The organism is Scytonema millei VB511283 (genome assembly GCF_000817735.3).
GTDB lineage: Bacteria > Cyanobacteriota > Cyanobacteriia > Cyanobacteriales > Chroococcidiopsidaceae > Chroococcidiopsis > Chroococcidiopsis millei_B.
Genome location: NZ_JTJC03000004.1, coordinates 493,501 through 511,853 on the forward strand (window position 1 = coordinate 493,501; position 18,353 = coordinate 511,853).

General features: G+C 42.5%; 21 protein-coding genes. 14 read left to right on the top strand and 7 right to left on the bottom strand.

Annotated elements, in window-relative coordinates; all coding sequences use genetic code 11:
* Nucleotides 1-6: 6 nt before the first annotated feature.
* Nucleotides 7-1,254, top strand: a complete 1,248-nt coding sequence (locus tag QH73_RS17265; RefSeq protein WP_309476493.1) for a histidine kinase — start codon at nucleotides 7-9, stop codon at nucleotides 1,252-1,254.
* Between the two features lie 34 nt (nucleotides 1,255-1,288).
* Here QH73_RS17265 and mutT read toward each other — a convergent pair whose 3' ends face one another.
* The 4 genes from mutT to dpsA all read right to left on the bottom strand — a co-directional run bounded on the left by mutT (nucleotide 1,289) and on the right by dpsA (nucleotide 4,493).
* On the bottom strand, nucleotides 1,289-1,702 hold the full coding sequence (gene mutT, locus QH73_RS17270) for an 8-oxo-dGTP diphosphatase MutT (protein WP_039716967.1): 414 nt from the start codon (nucleotides 1,700-1,702) through the stop codon (nucleotides 1,289-1,291).
* A 16-nt stretch (nucleotides 1,703-1,718) separates the two neighbouring features.
* Nucleotides 1,719-2,060 (bottom strand): DUF760 domain-containing protein, encoded by a 342-nt coding sequence (locus QH73_RS17275; protein ID WP_039716966.1) that lies wholly within the window; start codon nucleotides 2,058-2,060, stop codon nucleotides 1,719-1,721.
* Between the two features lie 264 nt (nucleotides 2,061-2,324).
* On the bottom strand, nucleotides 2,325-3,281 hold the full coding sequence (locus tag QH73_RS17280) for an RNA polymerase sigma factor, RpoD/SigA family (RefSeq protein WP_039716965.1): 957 nt from the start codon (nucleotides 3,279-3,281) through the stop codon (nucleotides 2,325-2,327).
* Nucleotides 3,282-3,941: 660 nt separating this feature from the next.
* Nucleotides 3,942-4,493: a DNA starvation/stress protection protein DpsA gene (gene dpsA / locus QH73_RS17285; protein WP_039716964.1), complete on the bottom strand. Its 552-nt coding sequence runs from the start codon at nucleotides 4,491-4,493 to the stop codon at nucleotides 3,942-3,944.
* Between the two features lie 279 nt (nucleotides 4,494-4,772).
* On the opposite strand from dpsA, the gene QH73_RS17290 reads away from it, so the two are divergent.
* The 3 genes from QH73_RS17290 to QH73_RS17300 all read left to right on the top strand — a co-directional run bounded on the left by QH73_RS17290 (nucleotide 4,773) and on the right by QH73_RS17300 (nucleotide 6,191).
* A complete protein-coding gene (locus QH73_RS17290; protein WP_374189043.1) occupies nucleotides 4,773-5,009 on the top strand; it encodes an Asr1405/Asl0597 family protein in 237 nt (78 codons plus the stop codon).
* A gap of 61 nt (nucleotides 5,010-5,070) precedes the next feature.
* Nucleotides 5,071-5,706 (top strand): (2Fe-2S) ferredoxin domain-containing protein, encoded by a 636-nt coding sequence (locus QH73_RS17295; protein WP_039716962.1) that lies wholly within the window; start codon nucleotides 5,071-5,073, stop codon nucleotides 5,704-5,706.
* 176 nt (nucleotides 5,707-5,882) lie between these two features.
* On the top strand, nucleotides 5,883-6,191 hold the full coding sequence (locus QH73_RS17300; protein WP_039716961.1) for a TMEM14 family protein: 309 nt from the start codon (nucleotides 5,883-5,885) through the stop codon (nucleotides 6,189-6,191).
* 52 nt (nucleotides 6,192-6,243) lie between these two features.
* Here QH73_RS17300 and QH73_RS17305 read toward each other — a convergent pair whose 3' ends face one another.
* Together QH73_RS17305 and QH73_RS17310 are read right to left on the bottom strand one after the other, a co-directional pair.
* Nucleotides 6,244-6,528: a SemiSWEET family sugar transporter gene (locus QH73_RS17305; protein WP_039716960.1), complete on the bottom strand. Its 285-nt coding sequence runs from the start codon at nucleotides 6,526-6,528 to the stop codon at nucleotides 6,244-6,246.
* 30 nt (nucleotides 6,529-6,558) lie between these two features.
* Entirely contained in the window at nucleotides 6,559-7,704 is a 1,146-nt protein-coding gene (locus QH73_RS17310) for a nucleotide-binding protein (protein WP_039716959.1), read from the bottom strand.
* 633 nt (nucleotides 7,705-8,337) lie between these two features.
* Between QH73_RS17310 and QH73_RS17315 the strand changes: the two genes are divergently transcribed.
* The 8 genes from QH73_RS17315 (at nucleotide 8,338) to QH73_RS17350 (ending at nucleotide 15,624) form a co-directional block, all read left to right on the top strand.
* Nucleotides 8,338-9,108 (top strand): response regulator transcription factor, encoded by a 771-nt coding sequence (locus QH73_RS17315; RefSeq protein ID WP_039716958.1) that lies wholly within the window; start codon nucleotides 8,338-8,340, stop codon nucleotides 9,106-9,108.
* Between the two features lie 492 nt (nucleotides 9,109-9,600).
* The gene (locus tag QH73_RS17320; RefSeq protein WP_039716957.1) at nucleotides 9,601-9,861 is read left to right on the top strand and encodes a CTB family bacteriocin; all 261 of its coding nucleotides are present in this window, start codon (nucleotides 9,601-9,603) and stop codon (nucleotides 9,859-9,861) included.
* Nucleotides 9,862-9,951: 90 nt separating this feature from the next.
* Nucleotides 9,952-10,212, top strand: a complete 261-nt coding sequence (locus tag QH73_RS17325; RefSeq protein WP_039716956.1) for a CTB family bacteriocin — start codon at nucleotides 9,952-9,954, stop codon at nucleotides 10,210-10,212.
* Between the two features lie 262 nt (nucleotides 10,213-10,474).
* Nucleotides 10,475-10,729, top strand: coding sequence for a CTB family bacteriocin (locus QH73_RS17330; RefSeq protein WP_039716955.1), 255 nt, complete (start codon nucleotides 10,475-10,477; stop codon nucleotides 10,727-10,729).
* Nucleotides 10,730-10,809: 80 nt separating this feature from the next.
* On the top strand, nucleotides 10,810-12,114 hold the full coding sequence (locus QH73_RS17335) for an HlyD family secretion protein (RefSeq protein ID WP_039716954.1): 1,305 nt from the start codon (nucleotides 10,810-10,812) through the stop codon (nucleotides 12,112-12,114).
* Nucleotides 12,115-12,237: 123 nt separating this feature from the next.
* Nucleotides 12,238-14,400, top strand: coding sequence for a peptidase domain-containing ABC transporter (locus QH73_RS17340; protein WP_039716953.1), 2,163 nt, complete (start codon nucleotides 12,238-12,240; stop codon nucleotides 14,398-14,400).
* Between the two features lie 17 nt (nucleotides 14,401-14,417).
* Complete coding sequence (locus tag QH73_RS17345) at nucleotides 14,418-14,744, top strand: hypothetical protein (protein WP_039716952.1); 327 nt, start codon at nucleotides 14,418-14,420, stop codon at nucleotides 14,742-14,744.
* Nucleotides 14,745-14,856: 112 nt separating this feature from the next.
* Entirely contained in the window at nucleotides 14,857-15,624 is a 768-nt protein-coding gene (locus tag QH73_RS17350) for a peptidylprolyl isomerase (protein ID WP_309476494.1), read from the top strand.
* A 127-nt stretch (nucleotides 15,625-15,751) separates the two neighbouring features.
* Here QH73_RS17350 and QH73_RS28870 read toward each other — a convergent pair whose 3' ends face one another.
* Complete coding sequence (locus QH73_RS28870; RefSeq protein WP_286194123.1) at nucleotides 15,752-15,886, bottom strand: hypothetical protein; 135 nt, start codon at nucleotides 15,884-15,886, stop codon at nucleotides 15,752-15,754.
* Here QH73_RS28870 and QH73_RS17355 point away from each other — a divergent pair.
* Nucleotides 15,885-17,309 carry a dihydrolipoyl dehydrogenase family protein gene (locus QH73_RS17355; RefSeq protein ID WP_039716950.1) on the top strand — a complete coding sequence of 475 codons (1,425 nt, stop codon included), beginning with the start codon at nucleotides 15,885-15,887 and terminating at the stop codon, nucleotides 17,307-17,309. The two genes, QH73_RS28870 and QH73_RS17355, sit on opposite strands and share 2 nt — an antisense overlap.
* 39 nt (nucleotides 17,310-17,348) lie before the next feature.
* Nucleotides 17,349-18,188, top strand: a complete 840-nt coding sequence (locus tag QH73_RS17360; protein WP_039716949.1) for a metallophosphoesterase — start codon at nucleotides 17,349-17,351, stop codon at nucleotides 18,186-18,188.
* Nucleotides 18,189-18,353: the final 165 nt, after the last annotated feature.

Consider the following 18,353-nt stretch of genomic DNA (forward strand, 5'->3'; position numbering starts at 1 on the left):
TTGCCCGTGCTGAAACAAGATTGCATGCAGGTTTCTTCTGAACAGCCGACCTCGACTGAAGCTAGGCTTCAATTACTGCTATTTGTAGATGAGCGTCCCAGTTCACGACAGCAAATACAGCAAATTCGTCGTTATCTCAAGCAGCTACAAGCTGAGTACCCGTTTGAATTACAGATTGTCAATGTCGGGGAACAGCCCTATCTAGCGGAACACTTTAAACTGGTGGCTACACCCGCTTTGATCAAGATTTATCCAGAACCAAGACAAACTCTTGCCGGAAGTAACTTGATCGAGCAACTGAGTAACTGGTGGATGCGGTGGCAGCAATCAGCCGAGTCTCAGGCAAATTTGGTGGCAGAGTTAGCCGAAACCTCAACGAAACCGAAGGATTTAGAAAACTTAAACAACTCGGGCAACTCGGGCAATAGTTACGGGACTTCCAATGTTGCCGCGATTCGTTCTGTAGCTGATTCGGTAGAAGTAATTCGGCTTTCTGATGAAGTCTTTCGCCTCAAACGCGAGCAGGAAAGATTATTGGAGCAGCTTCAGTTTAAAGATCGCATTATTGCAATGGTAGCGCACGACCTGCGCAATCCTCTGACCGCTGTGTCTATTGCTGTAGAAACTCTCGAATCTCAATTTCTATCGACTAAAAAGGGGAGTTTCTCTGCATCGCCTGCTTTATTAACCCAGTTGTTCAAACAAGCCCGCAGCCAAGCTAAGATTATCGATCGCATGATTGCGAGTTTGTTACAGGTAACGCGGGTTTCCAGCGCCGAACTACAAATTCAACCCCACAAGCTAGATTTAATCGAGTTATACCAAGATGTAGAAGCGCATATCCAAGACCGCGCTCGGAGTAAATCGCAATCTATCCAAACCGATCTTCCGAACGATTTACCTGCGGTTTATGCCGACAGAGAAAGGGTAAGGCAAGTCTTGATCAACTTGCTTGACAATGCGATGAAGTATACTCCCGAAGGAGGCACGATCCGCATTTCTTGCTTGCACCGCACAACACAGAAGGTACAAGTCAGCGTTTGCGATACTGGACCTGGAATTCCTGAAGAAAATTACGATCGCATCTTTGAAGAACGGTTTCGCCTCAAGCGCGATGAAGCTAAAGATGGTTATGGTATCGGTTTAGCTTTATGTCAACGGATTATTAGAGCGCACTACGGACAAATTTGGGTAGACTCAGCCCCCAATGGAGGCAGTTGTTTCCATTTCACGCTGCCAGTTTATTCTTTGTAGTGAGTAGGGGCGCACACCTGTGCGCCCCTACTCGTTATTTATAATCTTTTATTGCAGCAATAATCTGCACGTTAGCGGCTGGAAAATTGTACTGTTCTATTTCATCTAGAGTTACCCAACGGATCTCCGCACACTCGATTGGCTGAGGAACTCCACTCAAATAATGACAGTGGTGTACTGCTAGCGTGACGCGCAAGTGAGAGTAGTCATGTTCGATAGTGATGAGGCGATCGCCAACTTCAACTTCTACCCCTAACTCTTCCATCAGTTCGCGCTTGATGCATTCTTCTACCGTCTCTCCTGGCTCTAATTTCCCGCCGGGAAATTCCCACAATCCGCCCATTGCACCTTCTGGACGACGGCGATCGATTAAAATTTGTTGTTGAGCGTTCCACAGAACGCCCACGCCGATAATTTTATGCGGAATTGAAATGGGTTTTGAAGTCATGGACGGTTTGTTCTACTTATTCCTGTGTCCCGATGACTTCCGTTGCTTCTAGTGACTTTTCAAACATCATGCGTTGTTCGGCATTGCGTAAGAAATAACCACTAATCATTGCTGAAGCGAGTAATCTACCCAAACTTTCGCGGTTAGTTGTAATCGTTATCCCAAAATTTTCTCCAGGTAAACTACCTAAGATACCGATGATATTACGCTCGATCATCTGCAATACTTCAGTAGAGCTAGGCTTAGATAGCTGAGTAATAGCCTCTGGACTTAGCGACTGGACGTATTGCCATAAGGAATCGCTGTCCTTTGATTCTCCTGGGAAAAACTCGGAAACTTCATGTGATGAATCGTTCACTGATGACCTCCCTTACAGTTCGGTTGCCAAATTGTAACCGATCAACTTGCTGTTAGTGTTGTTTACAATTTAGCCGACAAATAGCGTCTTTATGTAAATTTAATGTAACAGGTAGGCGCGGATATGGTAGGTGGCAAAACCGAACTGAATTTGGAGGGTTGTTGCTCCACAATGGGGATTACAAGTAATTGGTAGTTGGTAGTTTTTTCTCCCTCAGCAACCTTGCGCTCCCTCAGCTCCCTCAGCTTTCTTTTCCCCTGCTCCCTAGCTAGCCAAATACTGGTCGAGGTCTGCTTTACGCTTGCGGAGCTTGGTGAGGGCTTCGCGCTCGATTTGGCGTACCCGTTCGCGACTGATATTAAGGCGATCGCCAATCTTGGCTAACGTCATGGCTTGTCCGTCAGCTAAGCCAAAGCGTAATGATAAAACCTCCCGCTGCTGTGGAGTCAAATCCGCCATCAGCTTCTCAATATCGGTAGATAGGCAGGATTCCGTCACGAATTCTTCTGGGGAAAGACTCGTATCTTCTAATAGTTCGCCCAATTCTGTATCTTGGTTGTCTCCTACCCGCAAATCTAAGGATAGTGGTAGTCGCGCTCTTTCTAAATACTCGCGTACCTGTTTGGGCGTGAGTTCTAACGCTGTAGCTAACTCCGCAATACTTGGGGCGCGTCCCAGGTTTTGTGAAAGTTGACGCTGTGCCTTTTTGATTTTGTTTAATTTTTCGGTAATGTGAATCGGTAGGCGAATGGTTCGTCCTTTTTCCGCGATCGCCCGTGTGATTGCTTGCCGAATCCACCAATAAGCATAAGTAGAAAATCTATAACCTTTAGTTGGGTCAAACTTCTCTACCCCCCGCTGCATCCCAATCGTCCCTTCTTGGATCAAATCCAATAAGTCTACGTTACGCTTGATGTACTTTTTAGCGACGGAGACGACTAGTCGCAGGTTAGCTTCTACCATTCTGCGCTTAGCAATTTCTCCTTCGGCGATCGCTGTAGATAAGGCTGTTTTATCTATCCGCGCTGCTTCACTCCACTCTTCTAAGGTTGGTTCGCGCCCCAGCTTTGCAACTAACTCTTCTTGGAGCGCGTACAGGATGCTGAGTCGCTGCACTTGCTTGCCATATACAATCTCCTGCTCGTGGGTCAGTAATGGAACACGACCAATCTCACGCAAGTAAGTACGTACAAGGTCAGTGGTTGTCTGAGCGGTTTTCATGGCGCTAGGTTTCTTTATCAGTAGTAAGCAGCTGTGTGGAAATAAAAGAGTAACACTTATTTCACTACCAAGCCCTCTGCTGATGAGACAAGCTTTTTCTGTTACATATCCAGACAGCAGAAGGCTATAGTGTTACACGAGTTGGACAACATCTAGTTGTTTGCAGAAATTTAATTTTGTAGCTGTCTCTAGGGGTAGAGCAGCTTTACTACCCTCCAATCGGTCATTGGATCGCTTAAGATTAACATTCTACACTATTAACAATTGTAACATTTCTGAGAGCAAACTGCCACTACCTGCACTTTCTGTCTCAGCCTAAGAGCTGATTTAGATTTGTGACTTGCCCTCACAGGGCGCGCGCACTCCAAAGTTAAACTGTTTCACGCACACAAAAGTTGCATTTTTTAGTCAAAGTTAACTAGTAATTTGACTAAAAAATGCATCAGAGAAGACAAAAAACAGTAAATGTTTTAATGTTTTGCGTTTTGAGTGACTTATGTTGAAGTATGTTAGGGGGCAGGGAGCAGGGGAAAGAGAGCTGAGGGAGCGCAAGGTTGCTGAGGGAGAAAGAAATTTAAAATCTCCACACCCTACACCCCACACCCTACACCCCACATCCCACACCCTCGCTCCTCGCTCCTCGCTCCTCACTCCTCGCTCCTACCTAGAGCCGTTCCCCATGAAACCTAGCGTTAGGCTGTCGTGGGCGAGGAAATGCCCTAAGTGGTATGCTCTTTCTTCGGTTTCAAGTAGGATTTTCTCGTACAGGTAACGGGTAGCGCGATCGCCTAAACTTTCTGCTTGAGCGGCTTGACGACGGATCAACCCAATAATTGCCTGTTCTGCCGCTAGGTCGTGTTCTACCATTTGACGGCAAGCAAAAACACCGTCTGGTTCTGGCTCGAAGCAGCACATTTGAGCGAGTTGGCTAAAAGTAGCTACGGGTACGCCACCCAGTCCATCTAAACGTTCGCCAACATCGTGAACGTGTCCCTGGACTTCTTCATAGCTTTCGCTGAAATACTGGTGCAGCATATAGAATTCTGCACCCTCAACAACAAAATGATGTTTTTGGTATTGCAGGTACAAACCCTGAAAGCTAGCAAGAGCAATATTTAATCCTTCGCAAACAGGAGTGGTGACACTGCGATCGAGCAGAATAGGGTTGTCATATACCTGACCGAAGTTCCGTAGAATTGTTGCCTCAGACATGGTTCTCCTCTCTTTGCTGGTTGTGATGCTGTTATCGATGACTCACTGCTACTTTCATTATCGCTCTCTCGTCAAGCTTTAAACAGCGCAATCGCTATGTATTTCAATGCTTTTGACTGCTGAGATCGTCCATGATTAAAGAAAACTTTTTGCAAATATCATGAGAATAATTTGCATTTAGGGTATGCTATTGGGTAAAGTTAAACTGTCGGCAACTAGCACGGCTAGTCACGGCAATTAAGATGACGAAATGTAATTTGAGCATCGGAGGGTATGGGCTTGAAGCCGTTAGGTTGCGAACCGGAAGTTAGAGAGATTGTGGAAGTGAAATGGGCAGATAGATGGCAAGTGTATCAACGTTTACAAGAGTTAGAGATTTCTTGTTGGTGCGATGCCGGACAGCCATTAAAAGTTGAAATCGCCGATCCCACAACGGCAGTTCAGTTAAGTAGCGTGTTGAAACAGTTCACTGCATCCCGCCAAGATTTGGTGGGGTGGTTAAAGCAGTGCTGGTAAAACCTTAGATAAATCTTTAGATAAAGCATCAATTGTCATTCATATCGAAGGTGATAAAGCTATGAGTAGTCGCTTTGGTAAAGAAGTATCAGCCTTTAGCTTAGAGGGAAAATTTCTCAGGTTTGAATTAGAAGATGGCTATAAGCGCAAATATTTGCAAATTGGCACTTTAGAAGGTGAATATCGAGTCAAACTACCTAAGTATCTGCGTTCACCTATGGAGTTAAACCTGAATCCAGGGGATATAGTACAAATTTTCGGTGAGAGAAAGTTTGACTATAAGAAAAATTCGCTCAAATTGAAGGCAGAACGAGCGATCGTTATCGATCGCCAACCGCCAGCTATGACTCCTGCTACGCCTGTCAAGCAACGAACCAAAGCTAAGGCTAGTATTTTGGTGTGTCAGAAGTCTGATTGCGTGAAACGGGGTGCAAACGGAGTTTGTAAAGCATTACAAGCATCTTTGAGCGATCGCGGTTTGGAAAATGAGGTAGAAATTAAGGCTACTGGTTGCCTTAAACAGTGTAAAGCTGGACCAAATGTCGTAGTGATGCCCGACAAAACTAGATATACTCGCGTACAAACCAAGCAGGTTGCAGAATTGATTGACAAGCACTTTACTACAGATGAAAGTTGCTATAATGAGAATGTGCAGCAATTAGCATTAGTTGGTAATCGCATTTTTCCTGTTAGCTGAGCATCATGCTAAATGAAAAGATTTGCCAAGTAGATTTGAGTTAGATCGCTAAGAGAGTCTGGGAGAATTTGTTGAAAATTCTTGACAGAAATCGATTGCTCTGGAACACAAAAATATACGTTTGTATGTCTGAAAAAATGAAATAATAGTTAAATTATTGAACGAATCTTCAGGTAATGAATCCAGGTGTGGTTGCGGCGATCGCCTATGGGATTTTAGCCATAATTGGCGGCGCGATCGGCTATAAGCAAGCTCAGAGTAAGGCTTCGCTGGTTTCTGGTACTGCTAGCGGCTTATTGCTGATTCTGGGAGGAGTTGCGCGATCGCTCGGTCAAGCCTGGGGTCTCGGTTTAGCTGCTATAGTTACAGTAATATTGGTGATTATTTTTACTACTCGTCTGATAAAAACACGCAAATTCATGCCAGCAGGATTAATGACTGTTGTAGGTGTAGCAGCATTGGTAGTTATGTTGAAAAATTTGTAGAGACGCGATCTCGTGCATCTCTACATTGATTTTGAGGTACATTTAGACAAAGTTAATTCTCTTCGCTAGGATCTGATTTATAGCGAATCTTCAGCATTAAAATCATTCCAGCAAAGATAAATGTTACGATGTTGGCGGCGATGATAGGAATATCGTGTACGTAGAAGCCGTAAACCAACCACAGAATTATTCCCGTACATAAAACGATGAGCATACTCCATGAAAGATCGTGAGCTGATTTCGTCTTCCAGGTTTTGATCAACTGGGGTAAATATGCGATCGTTGTCAAGACTCCTGCAAATAGTCCCAGAGGGGTGATGAAATTAAAATCTTCCATGTTTATGCGTTCTAGTTACAATGTCCCCTATTATTCTCGCAGAATTCCGATCCCTGCTTCTCTTTCTATGTAATCGACTAAGCTAATAAAATCATCTCGCGGATAGCACTTGCCACCAATCAGCTGAAATGCCAATTCACTCGATGGATTGTTAGGATTCTCTAAAATATGGATTCCCCAGTAGTATAGTTGGTCGCTAGTACGAATGCAAACTTGTTCTGGATCGATACAATGAAACTTTTCATCGTGCTGGCTAATCTGTTTATAGACTGATAAGAATGACTCTTTTAAAATTTTAAATCGTCTAATTCCTGGATCTCTGAAGTTATTCACTAAAACAAATAAATGAGCAGCTTGATTAATACTTCTAATTTTTTGTACTGTATCTTGAATCACGATTCCATGTTTGTTAATACCTAGAGGGTTTAAAGTTGTAGGAATAATACAATAATCAAATTTCTCAATCAGTTCTCGTGGGTTGCGTTCTAAAGCAGGAGAACAATCGCATATAACTATTTTGCAATCACGGGCAGCGTTTTCATCCCAAGCTCTTGCATCGTAGACTTCAATAGTTGTACCCATACCTTTACTATTAGGAACGTAAACCCCATCACCTACTAATTTGTGTAAGTTTTGTTCTGGATCTAAATCTACCAAAGCGACATTGAATCCTTGTAAGGCAAATGCTCCCGCTAAGTGCGCCGCAACTGTAGTTTTTCCAACTCCACCCTTACAAGTGAAAATACCAAAATAAATCTTGTCTTGTTTTGGTGGTTGGGGTGGTGGTGTACCGTCATCACCGTTCACCCAAGTAATTTTATGTTCAGAAGCGATACCACAGCGAATTCTCGAATCTTTTCCCCAAGATTTAATTAGGGCGCGAGCTGGTCCACTATAATCTTTTGTAGTAATGAAAATACCATAATTAAACTGACAAGCTGCTTGAGATTCAAGAAAGTCAACAAACTTCAAAATTTGCGGTGCGGCAACGTTATTTTTAAGCCACTTGACTTGGACGGCTGCAATGATATTGCTTTTACTGACAACTAAATCGTAACCTGCTTGGTTTTGTTCGGGAGTAACAACCGTCCACCCGTGTCTGTGAAAAATTCTGGCTACGTGCTGCTCGAAGTGAGTGAAATCCTGTATGTATGGTGGTTGCAGAGATGAGGACATAGACAGATAAGGCGCGGGGCTAAGATTATTAAAACCCTTATTTGGTCTAGTGTCTATGGGTGAAAGGCAGGATTGCTTTTTTACCCATTAAGATGAAAACAGTTTACGATCGTATCTATTACCTTCAATTACTTTGTTCTTAAGACTAACTACTCTAATTCTCACTGCATTGAGACCGAGATTTTAGGCGATCGCAAAGTGGTAGTAATTAGCGAATTAGTCAACTGAAACATGCCTAGCGATTTTAATAGTAAATTGTGACAATTAAGCCTCGGTTTTTATTAGTATCAATTTTTACCGAAAAAATTGTATTTACTCACAGTAAGCTTGGTTACATAAATTCAAACTATAGAACTCATACTTATGGTAGATTGCCCGTTTTTCAAAGACAGTACAATTGAAAAAAAAGAAAAAAATAGAGTATACTCTGTAACAGAATAAAGAATAAAACACTCAGACTCTTTTAAATTCAAGTTAGTATCGATAAAAAATAATAGAGTTTCAAGAGAACTCAAGTTTCTATTCTCAGGGTGTCAAGGAATTTCAATCTTTCCAGATCGGGGACTGTCTATCTTCTACTAGGCAGTCAATTCGCGGCAGCTAACTCAAAATAGTTAGAGAAGAATTTACAATATGTCATTATTAATCCTTGTCGTCGATGACGATCCGGCTATTCGACTGCTGGTTAGTTGTTCTTTGAAGCAGTGGGGATATTCAGCGATCGCAGCTGAGAATGGTAAAGAAGCAAAGAAGCAGATTGAGGAATCTCAACCACATCTCGTCATTACTGATATTAGTATGCCAGAGATGGATGGCTACGAGTTAATTGAGTGGATACGCCAGCATCCAACATTTCGACTCCTACCCGTAATGTTTTTGACAGCACGAACAGATACAGAAGGACGAATTCGCGGCTATCAGGTAGGGGGAGATGCATATTTAGCCAAGCCTTTTGAGTTGAATGAATTATATGCTGTGGTACGTAATTTACTAGAGCGATCGCAGTTAATATCCCAATTAATGCAGTGGGAATGGCGCTTAAGGCTTCAACAGCAAAATATAGAACAGCAACAAGGCAAAACATCTAGTACACTACACTATCCTTCAAGCCAAGAAGAACCAACTGTTCGAGTCGATACACCGTGCTATAATCCTTACCAGGTTCACCAACCGGAAAGGACAACTGATACTAAGACTTTCGATAACTTTTCCTTCACTAAAAGAGAGCAAGCAGTACTTCAACTTTTAGTCAAAGGTTTATCAAACTCTCAAATAGGTTCTAGCTTATACCTCAGTCCTCGAACAGTAGAAAAGTATGTTAGCAATTTACTGTGTAAAACTGGAACCAACAATAGAGTAGAACTCGCGTGCTTTGCTAGAGAACGCCATCTAATTAATAGTTGACGGTTAACAGCAGTAAGTCTAAAGATTGAAAATATTTATTTTCTGAACCAAGCTAGATGCAGAAGTTGCTAATATTTTGGCTTTGAGTAGCGATCGCTAACTCAATAGTCAGAATAGCTTTTGCACTAGCTTGGTTTTATGTTGCAAAATATTTTTGACGGTAAATCAGTAAGACAAATAATCTCTCTTAACATATATCATCTGAAAGATAGATGTTATTTTGACTTGTTTCGCTGAGCGTAATCCTACTCAGGGAACATACCCAGTTTTTTAGGTAAACACACTATAGAAATTAAATGTGTGATTCTGTATTAAAGACAAAAATATCAGTAAATACACTTAGGGCAAATACCTAGTGGATTGGGGAGATACGCTGTGGAATTCAACAAATGCTTTTTCTATATTGTTAATAGATAGATATTCAATTTCTTATGCAGTTAGTAGGTGAATATCTAACATCTGAAACATCTAAATTTAGAAGGAGCTAAAGCTATGTTCGATACAGATATGCAATCTGGATTGTTTTTAGATTTATCCGACGAGCAACAACAATTAGTTGCAGGTGGTGGTTCTACAGGGGATGCACTGCGCGACAAACTTGCCACTTACTACAAAGCCAATAACAGTATAACCAACTTGGATGTAGCTCAACAGTCGGGTCCTGAAGGTAGTACAAATCTACAAAAATTCCAGCATGATACTCTCGATATTAGTACCGCAGCTTATAAGGATTTCTTTGCCAAATTAGGCTAATTTATTTCGGCAATAAATCCAAAAGCTCTTTACTAGAGATAACCCGATTAGTAAGCGCTCTCACCAGTTTAAACTTAGGAGATTTTTCCCATGATCGCTAATAATATCAAGTCCGAGTTATTTGTGGAATTGTCTGAAGATCAGCAGCAGTTGGTTGCAGGTGGTGGCAGCTCAGGCGATGTTTTGAAAGATAAGCTGGCGACTCATTTCAAAGCTAATGAAACCATAACAAACCTGGAAGTGGCTCAGGAATCGACTCCAAAGGGCAGTACGAATCTGCAAAGCTTCAAGCACGATACTATGGATGTTAATACCGCAGCTTATAAGGATTTCTTTGCCAAATTAAGCTAATTGACGCGACGTGCAACATTTGATAAAAAACTGCGATAAGGTAGAGTGTTTACCTGCACAAACTACCTGAACATAGATTCCAGAGCCTCCTAAATTCTTCATTTTGCACGCTCCGATCGTCTTGCTGCACAAATAAGAACAATGCAAAGGAATAAGGCTCTGGAATCTTTTTATGAGATTCCCTACCAGGATTTGAGCAGTTTTCTTGTCGATCGTTTTAGCTCGATTAAGTGGATAGCAATCAATCAGCGAGGTAACAATAATGTTCTTTTCCAAGAACCAATCCTCAGAATTATTTATAGACTTATCTGAGGAACAACAAGAAACTGTGGCTGGTGGTAAGGTGTACGAAAACAACAAGCAGTATTACATTAAAACCGAAACATCAGATGGAGGTAGTACAGACTCAGATTCTCAAAAAGAGAAACAAGATAAACCAATAAGAATAGAGCCGATCGCATGGCGATCTCCGTTAGGGATAGGGGAACAGTTGATGTTTCCAAAGATGATGATCTAGAGACTTCCTCTTGCTAACTGCCTGAATAACCTAGTTTATCTAAGAGTGGAATTCAAGTGCCGATCTCAGAGGTTGTAGTTATGGTGAGTGAAATCGATCCCGCATTCGGTGCCGTTGAAACTGATGAGTTTATCCCCCCAATCGGTTCTTTAACAACACTCGGCGGCGGGATGGCGATCGCTATTTTTAGTGTAGGAGTGTCTCTAGCTGCCACGCTCAGCTACAACGTCACAGTCAAAGCACCTGCAAATATCCGTCCGACAGGAGAACTGCGGGTTGTTCAGGCAGCAACAGAGGGAACGATTACAAGCATTAACGCGCAAGAAAATCAAGCTGTAAAAAAAGGTGAGCCAATTGCTGAGATCGACAATTCACAACTTCAAACTAAAAAACAACAATTGCAAACTAACATTCAGCAAAGCCACTTACAATTAGTACAAGTTACAGCTCAACTCAATTCCTTAGATCGTCAGATAGCTGCTGAGACAAACTTAATGCAGCGTTCTGTAGCTGCGACAGCAGCGGAACTGATGTTGCAACGTAGAGAATATCAAACTAAGGAAATTGCCACAATTGCAGAAGTACAAGCAGCTCAAGCCGCTCTAGGATTGGCACAGGAAGAGAAGCAAAGATATCTGCAACTAGCAAATACAGGCGCGATCGCGCAGTTACAAGTTAAGGAAAAAGAACAAGCTTTCAAAGCAGCTAGAGCCAAACTCAAACAAGCTGAAGCCAGCCTCAATCCTAGTAATGCCACGGTGATTATAGCTAACGAGCAGATCGCTCAAGCCAAAGCCAGGGGACTTGCAACGATAGCGGCATTAAACAAAGAGCGCGAAAATCTGATCGTCAGCAAAATTGCCCTGCAAAATCAACAACAGCGAGATACAAAAGAACTACAACAAATTGGCTTGGAACTGAGGAAGACATTTATTCTTGCCCCTACAGATGGCACAATTCTCAAGCTAGAACTGCGTAACCCAGGACAGGTGGTAGGTATGGGGGATGCGATCGCCCAAATTGCTCCCCGCAATGCTTCCTTAGTGGTAAAAGCTCGTGTTGCAGAACCAGATATTAGCAAAGTCAAACCCGGGCAACAAGTTCAAATGCGCGTTTCTGCCTGTCCTTATCCCGACTACGGCACTCTCAGGGGTGTCGTTCAAGCTGTTGCTCCAGATGCAATACCCGCAGCTAGCACGGGGTTAGAAGCGATCGCCCCATCTGTCTATGAAGTGACGATTAAGCCAGAAAACAAGTTTGTCGGTACAGGCGATCGCGTCTGTCGGTTGCAACCTGGGATGGAAGGTGCAGCCGATATTATTTCTCGCTCCGAAACCGTACTGCAATTCATTCTGCGAAAGGCAAGACTGGTGACGGATTTGTGAATTAGTCATTGGTCATTTGTGAGTAACTCACGACTCAGTTTCCTTAGTCATTAATCATTTGCTAAGAACCAAATATCAATTACGAATTCCGAATTCCGAATTACCCATTACCTATTACCTATTATGGTTAGCCTGTTTAACAAAAAATATCCATGTGTCTTACAGGCAAGCGAAGAAGATTGCGGGGCAGCTTGTCTAGCTACAATTTGCAGGCATTACGGACGGGTTTTAAGTATTAACCGTTCTCGGGAAGCGGTTAGTACTGGACAGTTGGGAACGACAATGTTGGGCTTAAGGCGTGGTTCGGAGTCTTTGGGTTTCAACACTCGACCAGTTAAAGCTTCGCGAGAGGTTGTGGGCAGAATCAATGACATTCCCCTACCGGCGATCGCGCATTGGCAGGGCAACCACTGGGTAGTATTGTACGGGCGACAGGGTAAGAATTACGTCATTGCCGATCCAGCTGCGGGTATTCGCTACCTAAGCAGGCGAGAATTAATGAAAGCATGGAATGGTATCTTGCTTTTGCTAACTCCCGATCCCAATAGCTTTCATACTTGGGAGGAAGAAGATTCTTTAGGCGGCTTTGCCCGTTTTTTTCAACGGATATTACCTTATCGAGCGGTATTAATTGAGGCTTTGGGCATTAATCTTGTCTTAGGTTTACTTGCCTTAACTAGCCCATTTTTAATTCAAATTCTCACAGATGATGTTCTAGTACGGGGAGATGTTCAACTACTCAGTGTTGTTATAGCTGCTGTGGTAGTTACAACTCTGTTTAGCAGTACAATGCAACTATTACAAACTACAATGATTGCTCATTTTAGTCAAAAGTTGCAGTTAGGGTTAGTGTTAGAATTTGGACGTAAACTTTTGCATCTACCTTTAGATTATTTTGAAACTCGCCGCAGTGGAGAAATTGTCAGTCGCTTGCGAGATATTACTGAAATCAATCAGTTGGTTTCGCAAATTGTTGCCTATCTACCCAGCCAGTTTTTTGTTGCCTTAGTTTCGTTTGGCTTCATGCTGTTTTATAGCTGGAAACTGACTGTTGCGGTGATGGCGATCGCCACAATTATGATTTTATCAACACTACCGTTTTTACCAGTTCTACGACAGAAAACGCGCAGTCTTCTCGTTTTATCGGCGGAGAATCAGGGTGTTTTGGTAGAAACTTTTAAAGGCGCAATGGTGATGAAGACTACAGCGGCTACACCCCAATTTTGGGATGAGTTTCAAAGTCGTTTTGGTCGCTTAGCTCATTTGACTTTTAGTACAATTAAAATTGGCATTATCAACGGTGTTTTTACCCAAACGTTAAGTAGTCTTGGTGGCATCGCTTTACTAGGATTCGGTAGCACTTTGGTAATTAATAAGGAACTCAGCATCGGGCAAATGCTAGCGTTTAACACGATGCAAATTAATGTTGTTGGTTTAATTAATTCTCTAGTTGGTTTAACGGATGAATATTTTCGTTCTCAAACAGCCGTCAATCGTCTTTTAGAAGTGATTGATGCAACTCCAGAAGCGGTTGGAGACATTCGTAAGCCCTTCGCTGAAATTTTACCAGATGTAGATATTGAGTGTACGAATCTCTATTTTCATCATGCTGGTAGAGTCGATCTACTCGAAGATTTTTCAGTCACGATTCCTGGCGGTCAAGTTATTGCTTTGATCGGTCAATCTGGATGTGGTAAAAGTACTTTAGCCAAATTAATTGCAGGGCTGTATCAACCTCAATCGGGAAACATTCGGATTGGGACGTATAATTTGTCAGATATCGCTATTGACTGTTTGCGTCAGCAAGTTGTTTTGATTCCTCAAGAACCTCATTTTTGGAGTCGTTCGATTTTAGAAAACTTCCGTTTAGGAAATCCTCACCTCCCATTTGAGCAAATTGTTAAAGCTTGTCAAATTGCAGATGCCGATAGTTTTATCAGTCAATTACCTAATAAATATCAAACAGTTCTAGGAGAATTTGGCGCAAATTTATCTGGCGGACAGCGACAAAGATTAGCGATCGCCCGCGCTATTGTCAGCGATCCACCTATTCTCATCTTAGATGAAGCAACTTCTGGACTCGATCCGGTGAGTGAATTTCAAGTTTTGGAGCGATTGTTAAACTACCGCAAGGGTAAAACTACAATTATTATCACCCATCGTCCGAGTGCGATCGATCGCGCTGATTGGGTGGTGCTACTCGATCGGGGAAAGTTACAACTTCAAGGTTCTTTATCAGTTTTGCGTAACAAACCTGACGAAAATTTAAGATTTTTCTTACCTTAATTGGAGTAGATACTAATATGTCTGAACCTCACGAAGACAAGAGCGATCGGCTGTTAGATGAGTTATCCGATCGGGAACAAGAATCTGTAGTAGGTGGATTTGGCTGGGAAGATTTTTTCGGTTCTTTCTTTTTTCAAAAAACTGATATAGACACTTTCGCTGATGCTCAAGATAAGTTTACGGATGGCAGTTCTATTTCTCGCCGTACGAGTTACAAATTATCACAAATTACTCTGGCGTTTACTATGCCGTTTTTTGGTGGATCTGGTAGACGTAGATCTCGTTCTAGTAGCTCTAGAATGCGAAATATATTTAATTTATTTCAATCGTTTTGGGACAGCTAGTTAGCTCGAACTAGAAAATTATAATGAGATATTTTGTATTAAGACGCAGCTTTTATCTTACTTAAAAAGCCTTAATAGTCACCACTTAGCTGACTCAATATTACGATGACAAGTGGTTGTATTTATGAATCCCGCACCTCAGTCCGTTGATTTTTTTGGTTTATCTATAGAATTTGCTGAAATCGTTAGTTATTTGCGAAAGAATTTGCAATTAAAGGAAGTCTGTCAGCAGATTTTATATCACCGAATCATTGAACGAGTGGCGCGGGAAAGAGGCTTAACAGTTGAAGCTGAGGAAATTCAAGCTGAGTTGGAACGCCAGCGTCGCGATCGCGATTTAGAAATGGATGCCGATCTGTTAACTTGGCTGACAGATCGGCTGCTCGATCGAGAAAATTGGGAGGCTAGTATTCGCGATCGCCTGTTAGCTAAAAAATTAAATCAACGTCTATTTTCTTTAGAAGTAGAACGATTCTTTAATCAACATCCAAATGAATTTGAACGAGTCTTACTTTATCAAATTGTCGTGTCCAGTGCAGCTGAAGCATTAGAGATTTTATATCGATTGCAAGAGGGACAAATTAGCTTTTATGAAGCCGCTCACTTTTACGATATTAGCGAACAACGGCGACTTCAATGCGGTTATGAGGGGATCGTCTATCGTTCTCAGTTACAACCAGATATAGCAGCGATCGTTTTTAGTGGTGCTGTGGGACAGGCGATCGGTCCTCTGCAAACTGAAACAGGTTATTGTTTGCTATTAGTAGAAGAGTATTTTTCAGCTCAGTTAACTTCGGAAAGATTTCAAGAAATTTTAGAACGGCTATTTCAGCGGTGGTTGGCGTTGGAGTTAAGTTCGATGCTGCAAAGTCATAGTTAATGAGTTGTTTGTTAGTTTTTATTTTTATAGAATAGCTATGTAGAGGGATGCAATCGTATCTCTCTACTACCTAATTGAGGAGGTTTGTTTCATTCCCTCATAATTAAGTTATATCCTACAGTTTGTGTCATGCAAAGACGCAAAGACGCGAAGAAGGTAAGAAGTAGCTGTTGATGTGAGCCAATAAGTTTGGCGACTCTAGTAGCAGGCTGTCATGATAGGGAAAGAAGCGATCGCGCTTTCCCATAAAGGTACTTGTCATGGCTGTGGAATACGATCTTGTGGTTATTGGTGGCGGTTCGGGTGGTTTGGTGGTGGCTGGTGTCGCCGCTGCACTTAAGGCGAAGGTGGCGCTAGTTGAAAAGCATCGCCTGGGTGGTGATTGTCTCTGGTATGGTTGCGTCCCCAGTAAGTCTTTGATTCGTGCTTCTCGCGTGGCTTATGAGGTGAAACATGCGGGAAGATTTGGGATCTACTGTAACGATCCGCAAATTGATTTTGCCAAAGCGATCGCCCACGTCCAAAATACAATTACTACCATCAAACCTCACGACTCGCCGGAAAGATTTGAGGGTTTGGGTGTAGAAGTCATTTTTGGTGATGGTAAGTTCATCGATAAAAAAACGTTTGAAGTTAATAACCGCCGCCTCAAAGCTAGAAGTTTTGTCATCGCTACAGGTTCTCGTCCCGCCACGCTACCAATCCCAGGACTCAAGGAAGCGGGATTTATTACTAATGAAGAAGTGTTTGAAATTACCGAACGTCCAGATACGCTAGCCATTATCGGCGGGGGGCCAATCGGTTGTGAGTTAGGACAAGCATTTTCCCGCTTAGGATCGAAAGTTACCATTATTGCTAGTCGCGATCGCCTCCTTCCCAAGGAAGATCCTGAAGCAGTTGAAGTTATTCACCAACAATTTAAATCTGAAGGTATTAATTTTCTCCTCAATACTAAAGCAGAAAAAATCGAAGTTGTAGATGGTAAAAAATATATTTGGACAGGGAAAGAAAAGATTATCGCCGATCAAATTTTAGTTGCAGCCGGACGAGCGCCAAATGTAGAATCTTTGAACTTAGATGCAGCAGGTGTAAAAGTAGGTAAAAAGGGAATTCAAGTCAATTCTAAACTGCAAACTTCCAATCCCCATATCTACGCTTGTGGCGATGTTTTGAGCGGTTATCAATTCACCCACGTTGCTAGTTATCAAGCAAATATCGTTCTCAAAAATGCTTTGTTTTTACCAATATTTAAAGCAAGCGATCGCGTCATTCCTTGGGCAACATTTACCGAGCCAGAATTAGCAAGGGTGGGATTGACGGAACAAGAAGCTAGGGAAAAATATGGTAACGATGTTCGCGTTGTTAAACAAGAATATGCAGATGTAGATCGCGCCCAAGCTGACGGAAAGACAGCCGGATTTGCTAAGATTATTACCAAACGTAACGGGCAAATACTCGGCGCTCATTTAGTTGGTGCAGCGGCGGGCGAACTTATCCATGAGATTATATTAGCAATGTCGCATAATCTAAAGCTATCTGCTCTGAGTGGAATTCACATCTATCCCACCTTATCAGAAGTGAATAGTAAGGCAGCTTTTGCTCAAACTCGCCAAAATTACGAACAAAACCACAGATTGCAGCAGATGTTATCTAGTATATTTCGCGTCATCCGTCGCTTCGGCTAAGCTATAATCGCGCTGTTTGAGGAGTGAACCCAAGCTTGTATGCACTGGCTATTGACTGGATCTTTGAGTGTAGAGAAACTGACGGTAGCGATCGCCGACTTACCTGCATCTTTGGTAGGGACGAAGATAGTGCAACTGTCCGATCTGCATTACGACGGTGTTAAACTCTCAGAAGAGATGTTAGAGCAGGCGATCGCTGCTACGAACGAAGCCGATCCCGATCTAATCGTTTTAACAGGCGATTACGTTACCGACGATCCTAGCCCCATCCATCAGTTAGTCTTGCGACTCAAGCACCTGCAAAGTCGCTATGGAATTTATGCTAGCCTGGGCAATCACGATATCCACTATCCCCATTCCAAAGCCGAAGTCACTAAAGCCTTGACAAGTGTGGGCATTTGTGTGCTGTGGAATGAAATTGCTTACCCATTTGGGAAAAAATTACCTCTAGTTGGACTGGCTGATTATTGGTCGCGGGAGTTCGATGCGAAATCGGTAATGAAACAGCTAGACCCGCAAATACCCCGAATTGTCTTATCTCACAATCCAGACACAGCCGTACCGTTGAAAAAATGGCGCGTCGATTTACAATTATCCGGTCATACTCATGGGGGTCAGTTTGCCTTACCTGGTATTGGTCCCGCGATTACCTGGTATCAAGATTTGCGCCGCAGTCTGCCTAAAAATATGCGGCGTTGGATGCCATTTATGCAAGCTGAGTGCGCTAAAGTCGTGCGTCACTGGGAATGGGCGCAGGGTTTTCACCAAGTTGGTGAGAACCAAATGTACGTCAATCGCGGCTTAGGAACTTATGCCCCAGGTCGATTTTTGTGTCCGCCAGAGGTGACGGTCATTACTCTGGTATCTCAATCTAACTAATCTCGGCGATCGCCTTTGCTAGGTTCAGTGACAAACAGCTTCTTTTTACCTGTTATTTGTCTCTAAATTGTCACTTTGTTGTCTCGAACAAGTCACTTTCTTTGTCTATATTTTGATTTCATGCAAACAAAGACAACAGGAGAAACTTATGAGAGGTAGCCACAG

What these genes read in the sequence shown, in the direction of transcription:
- QH73_RS17305 (WP_039716960.1), bottom strand. Translation starts at nt 6,528, where the DNA reads ATGGAAGATTTTAATTTCATCACCCCTCTGGGACTATTTGCAGGAGTC.
- QH73_RS17360 (WP_039716949.1), top strand. Translation starts at nt 17,349, where the DNA reads ATGCACTGGCTATTGACTGGATCTTTGAGTGTAGAGAAACTGACGGTA.
- QH73_RS17300 (WP_039716961.1), top strand. Translation starts at nt 5,883, where the DNA reads ATGAATCCAGGTGTGGTTGCGGCGATCGCCTATGGGATTTTAGCCATA.
- QH73_RS17280 (WP_039716965.1), bottom strand. Translation starts at nt 3,281, where the DNA reads ATGAAAACCGCTCAGACAACCACTGACCTTGTACGTACTTACTTGCGT.
- QH73_RS17315 (WP_039716958.1), top strand. Translation starts at nt 8,338, where the DNA reads ATGTCATTATTAATCCTTGTCGTCGATGACGATCCGGCTATTCGACTG.
- dpsA (WP_039716964.1), bottom strand. Translation starts at nt 4,493, where the DNA reads ATGTCTGAGGCAACAATTCTACGGAACTTCGGTCAGGTATATGACAAC.
- QH73_RS17310 (WP_039716959.1), bottom strand. Translation starts at nt 7,704, where the DNA reads ATGTCCTCATCTCTGCAACCACCATACATACAGGATTTCACTCACTTC.
- QH73_RS17335 (WP_039716954.1), top strand. Translation starts at nt 10,810, where the DNA reads ATGGTGAGTGAAATCGATCCCGCATTCGGTGCCGTTGAAACTGATGAG.
- QH73_RS28870 (WP_286194123.1), bottom strand. Translation starts at nt 15,886, where the DNA reads ATGACAAGTACCTTTATGGGAAAGCGCGATCGCTTCTTTCCCTATCAT.
- QH73_RS17295 (WP_039716962.1), top strand. Translation starts at nt 5,071, where the DNA reads ATGAGTAGTCGCTTTGGTAAAGAAGTATCAGCCTTTAGCTTAGAGGGA.
- QH73_RS17345 (WP_039716952.1), top strand. Translation starts at nt 14,418, where the DNA reads ATGTCTGAACCTCACGAAGACAAGAGCGATCGGCTGTTAGATGAGTTA.
- QH73_RS17355 (WP_039716950.1), top strand. Translation starts at nt 15,885, where the DNA reads ATGGCTGTGGAATACGATCTTGTGGTTATTGGTGGCGGTTCGGGTGGT.
- mutT (WP_039716967.1), bottom strand. Translation starts at nt 1,702, where the DNA reads ATGACTTCAAAACCCATTTCAATTCCGCATAAAATTATCGGCGTGGGC.
- QH73_RS17330 (WP_039716955.1), top strand. Translation starts at nt 10,475, where the DNA reads ATGTTCTTTTCCAAGAACCAATCCTCAGAATTATTTATAGACTTATCT.
- QH73_RS17325 (WP_039716956.1), top strand. Translation starts at nt 9,952, where the DNA reads ATGATCGCTAATAATATCAAGTCCGAGTTATTTGTGGAATTGTCTGAA.
- QH73_RS17340 (WP_039716953.1), top strand. Translation starts at nt 12,238, where the DNA reads ATGGTTAGCCTGTTTAACAAAAAATATCCATGTGTCTTACAGGCAAGC.
- QH73_RS17320 (WP_039716957.1), top strand. Translation starts at nt 9,601, where the DNA reads ATGTTCGATACAGATATGCAATCTGGATTGTTTTTAGATTTATCCGAC.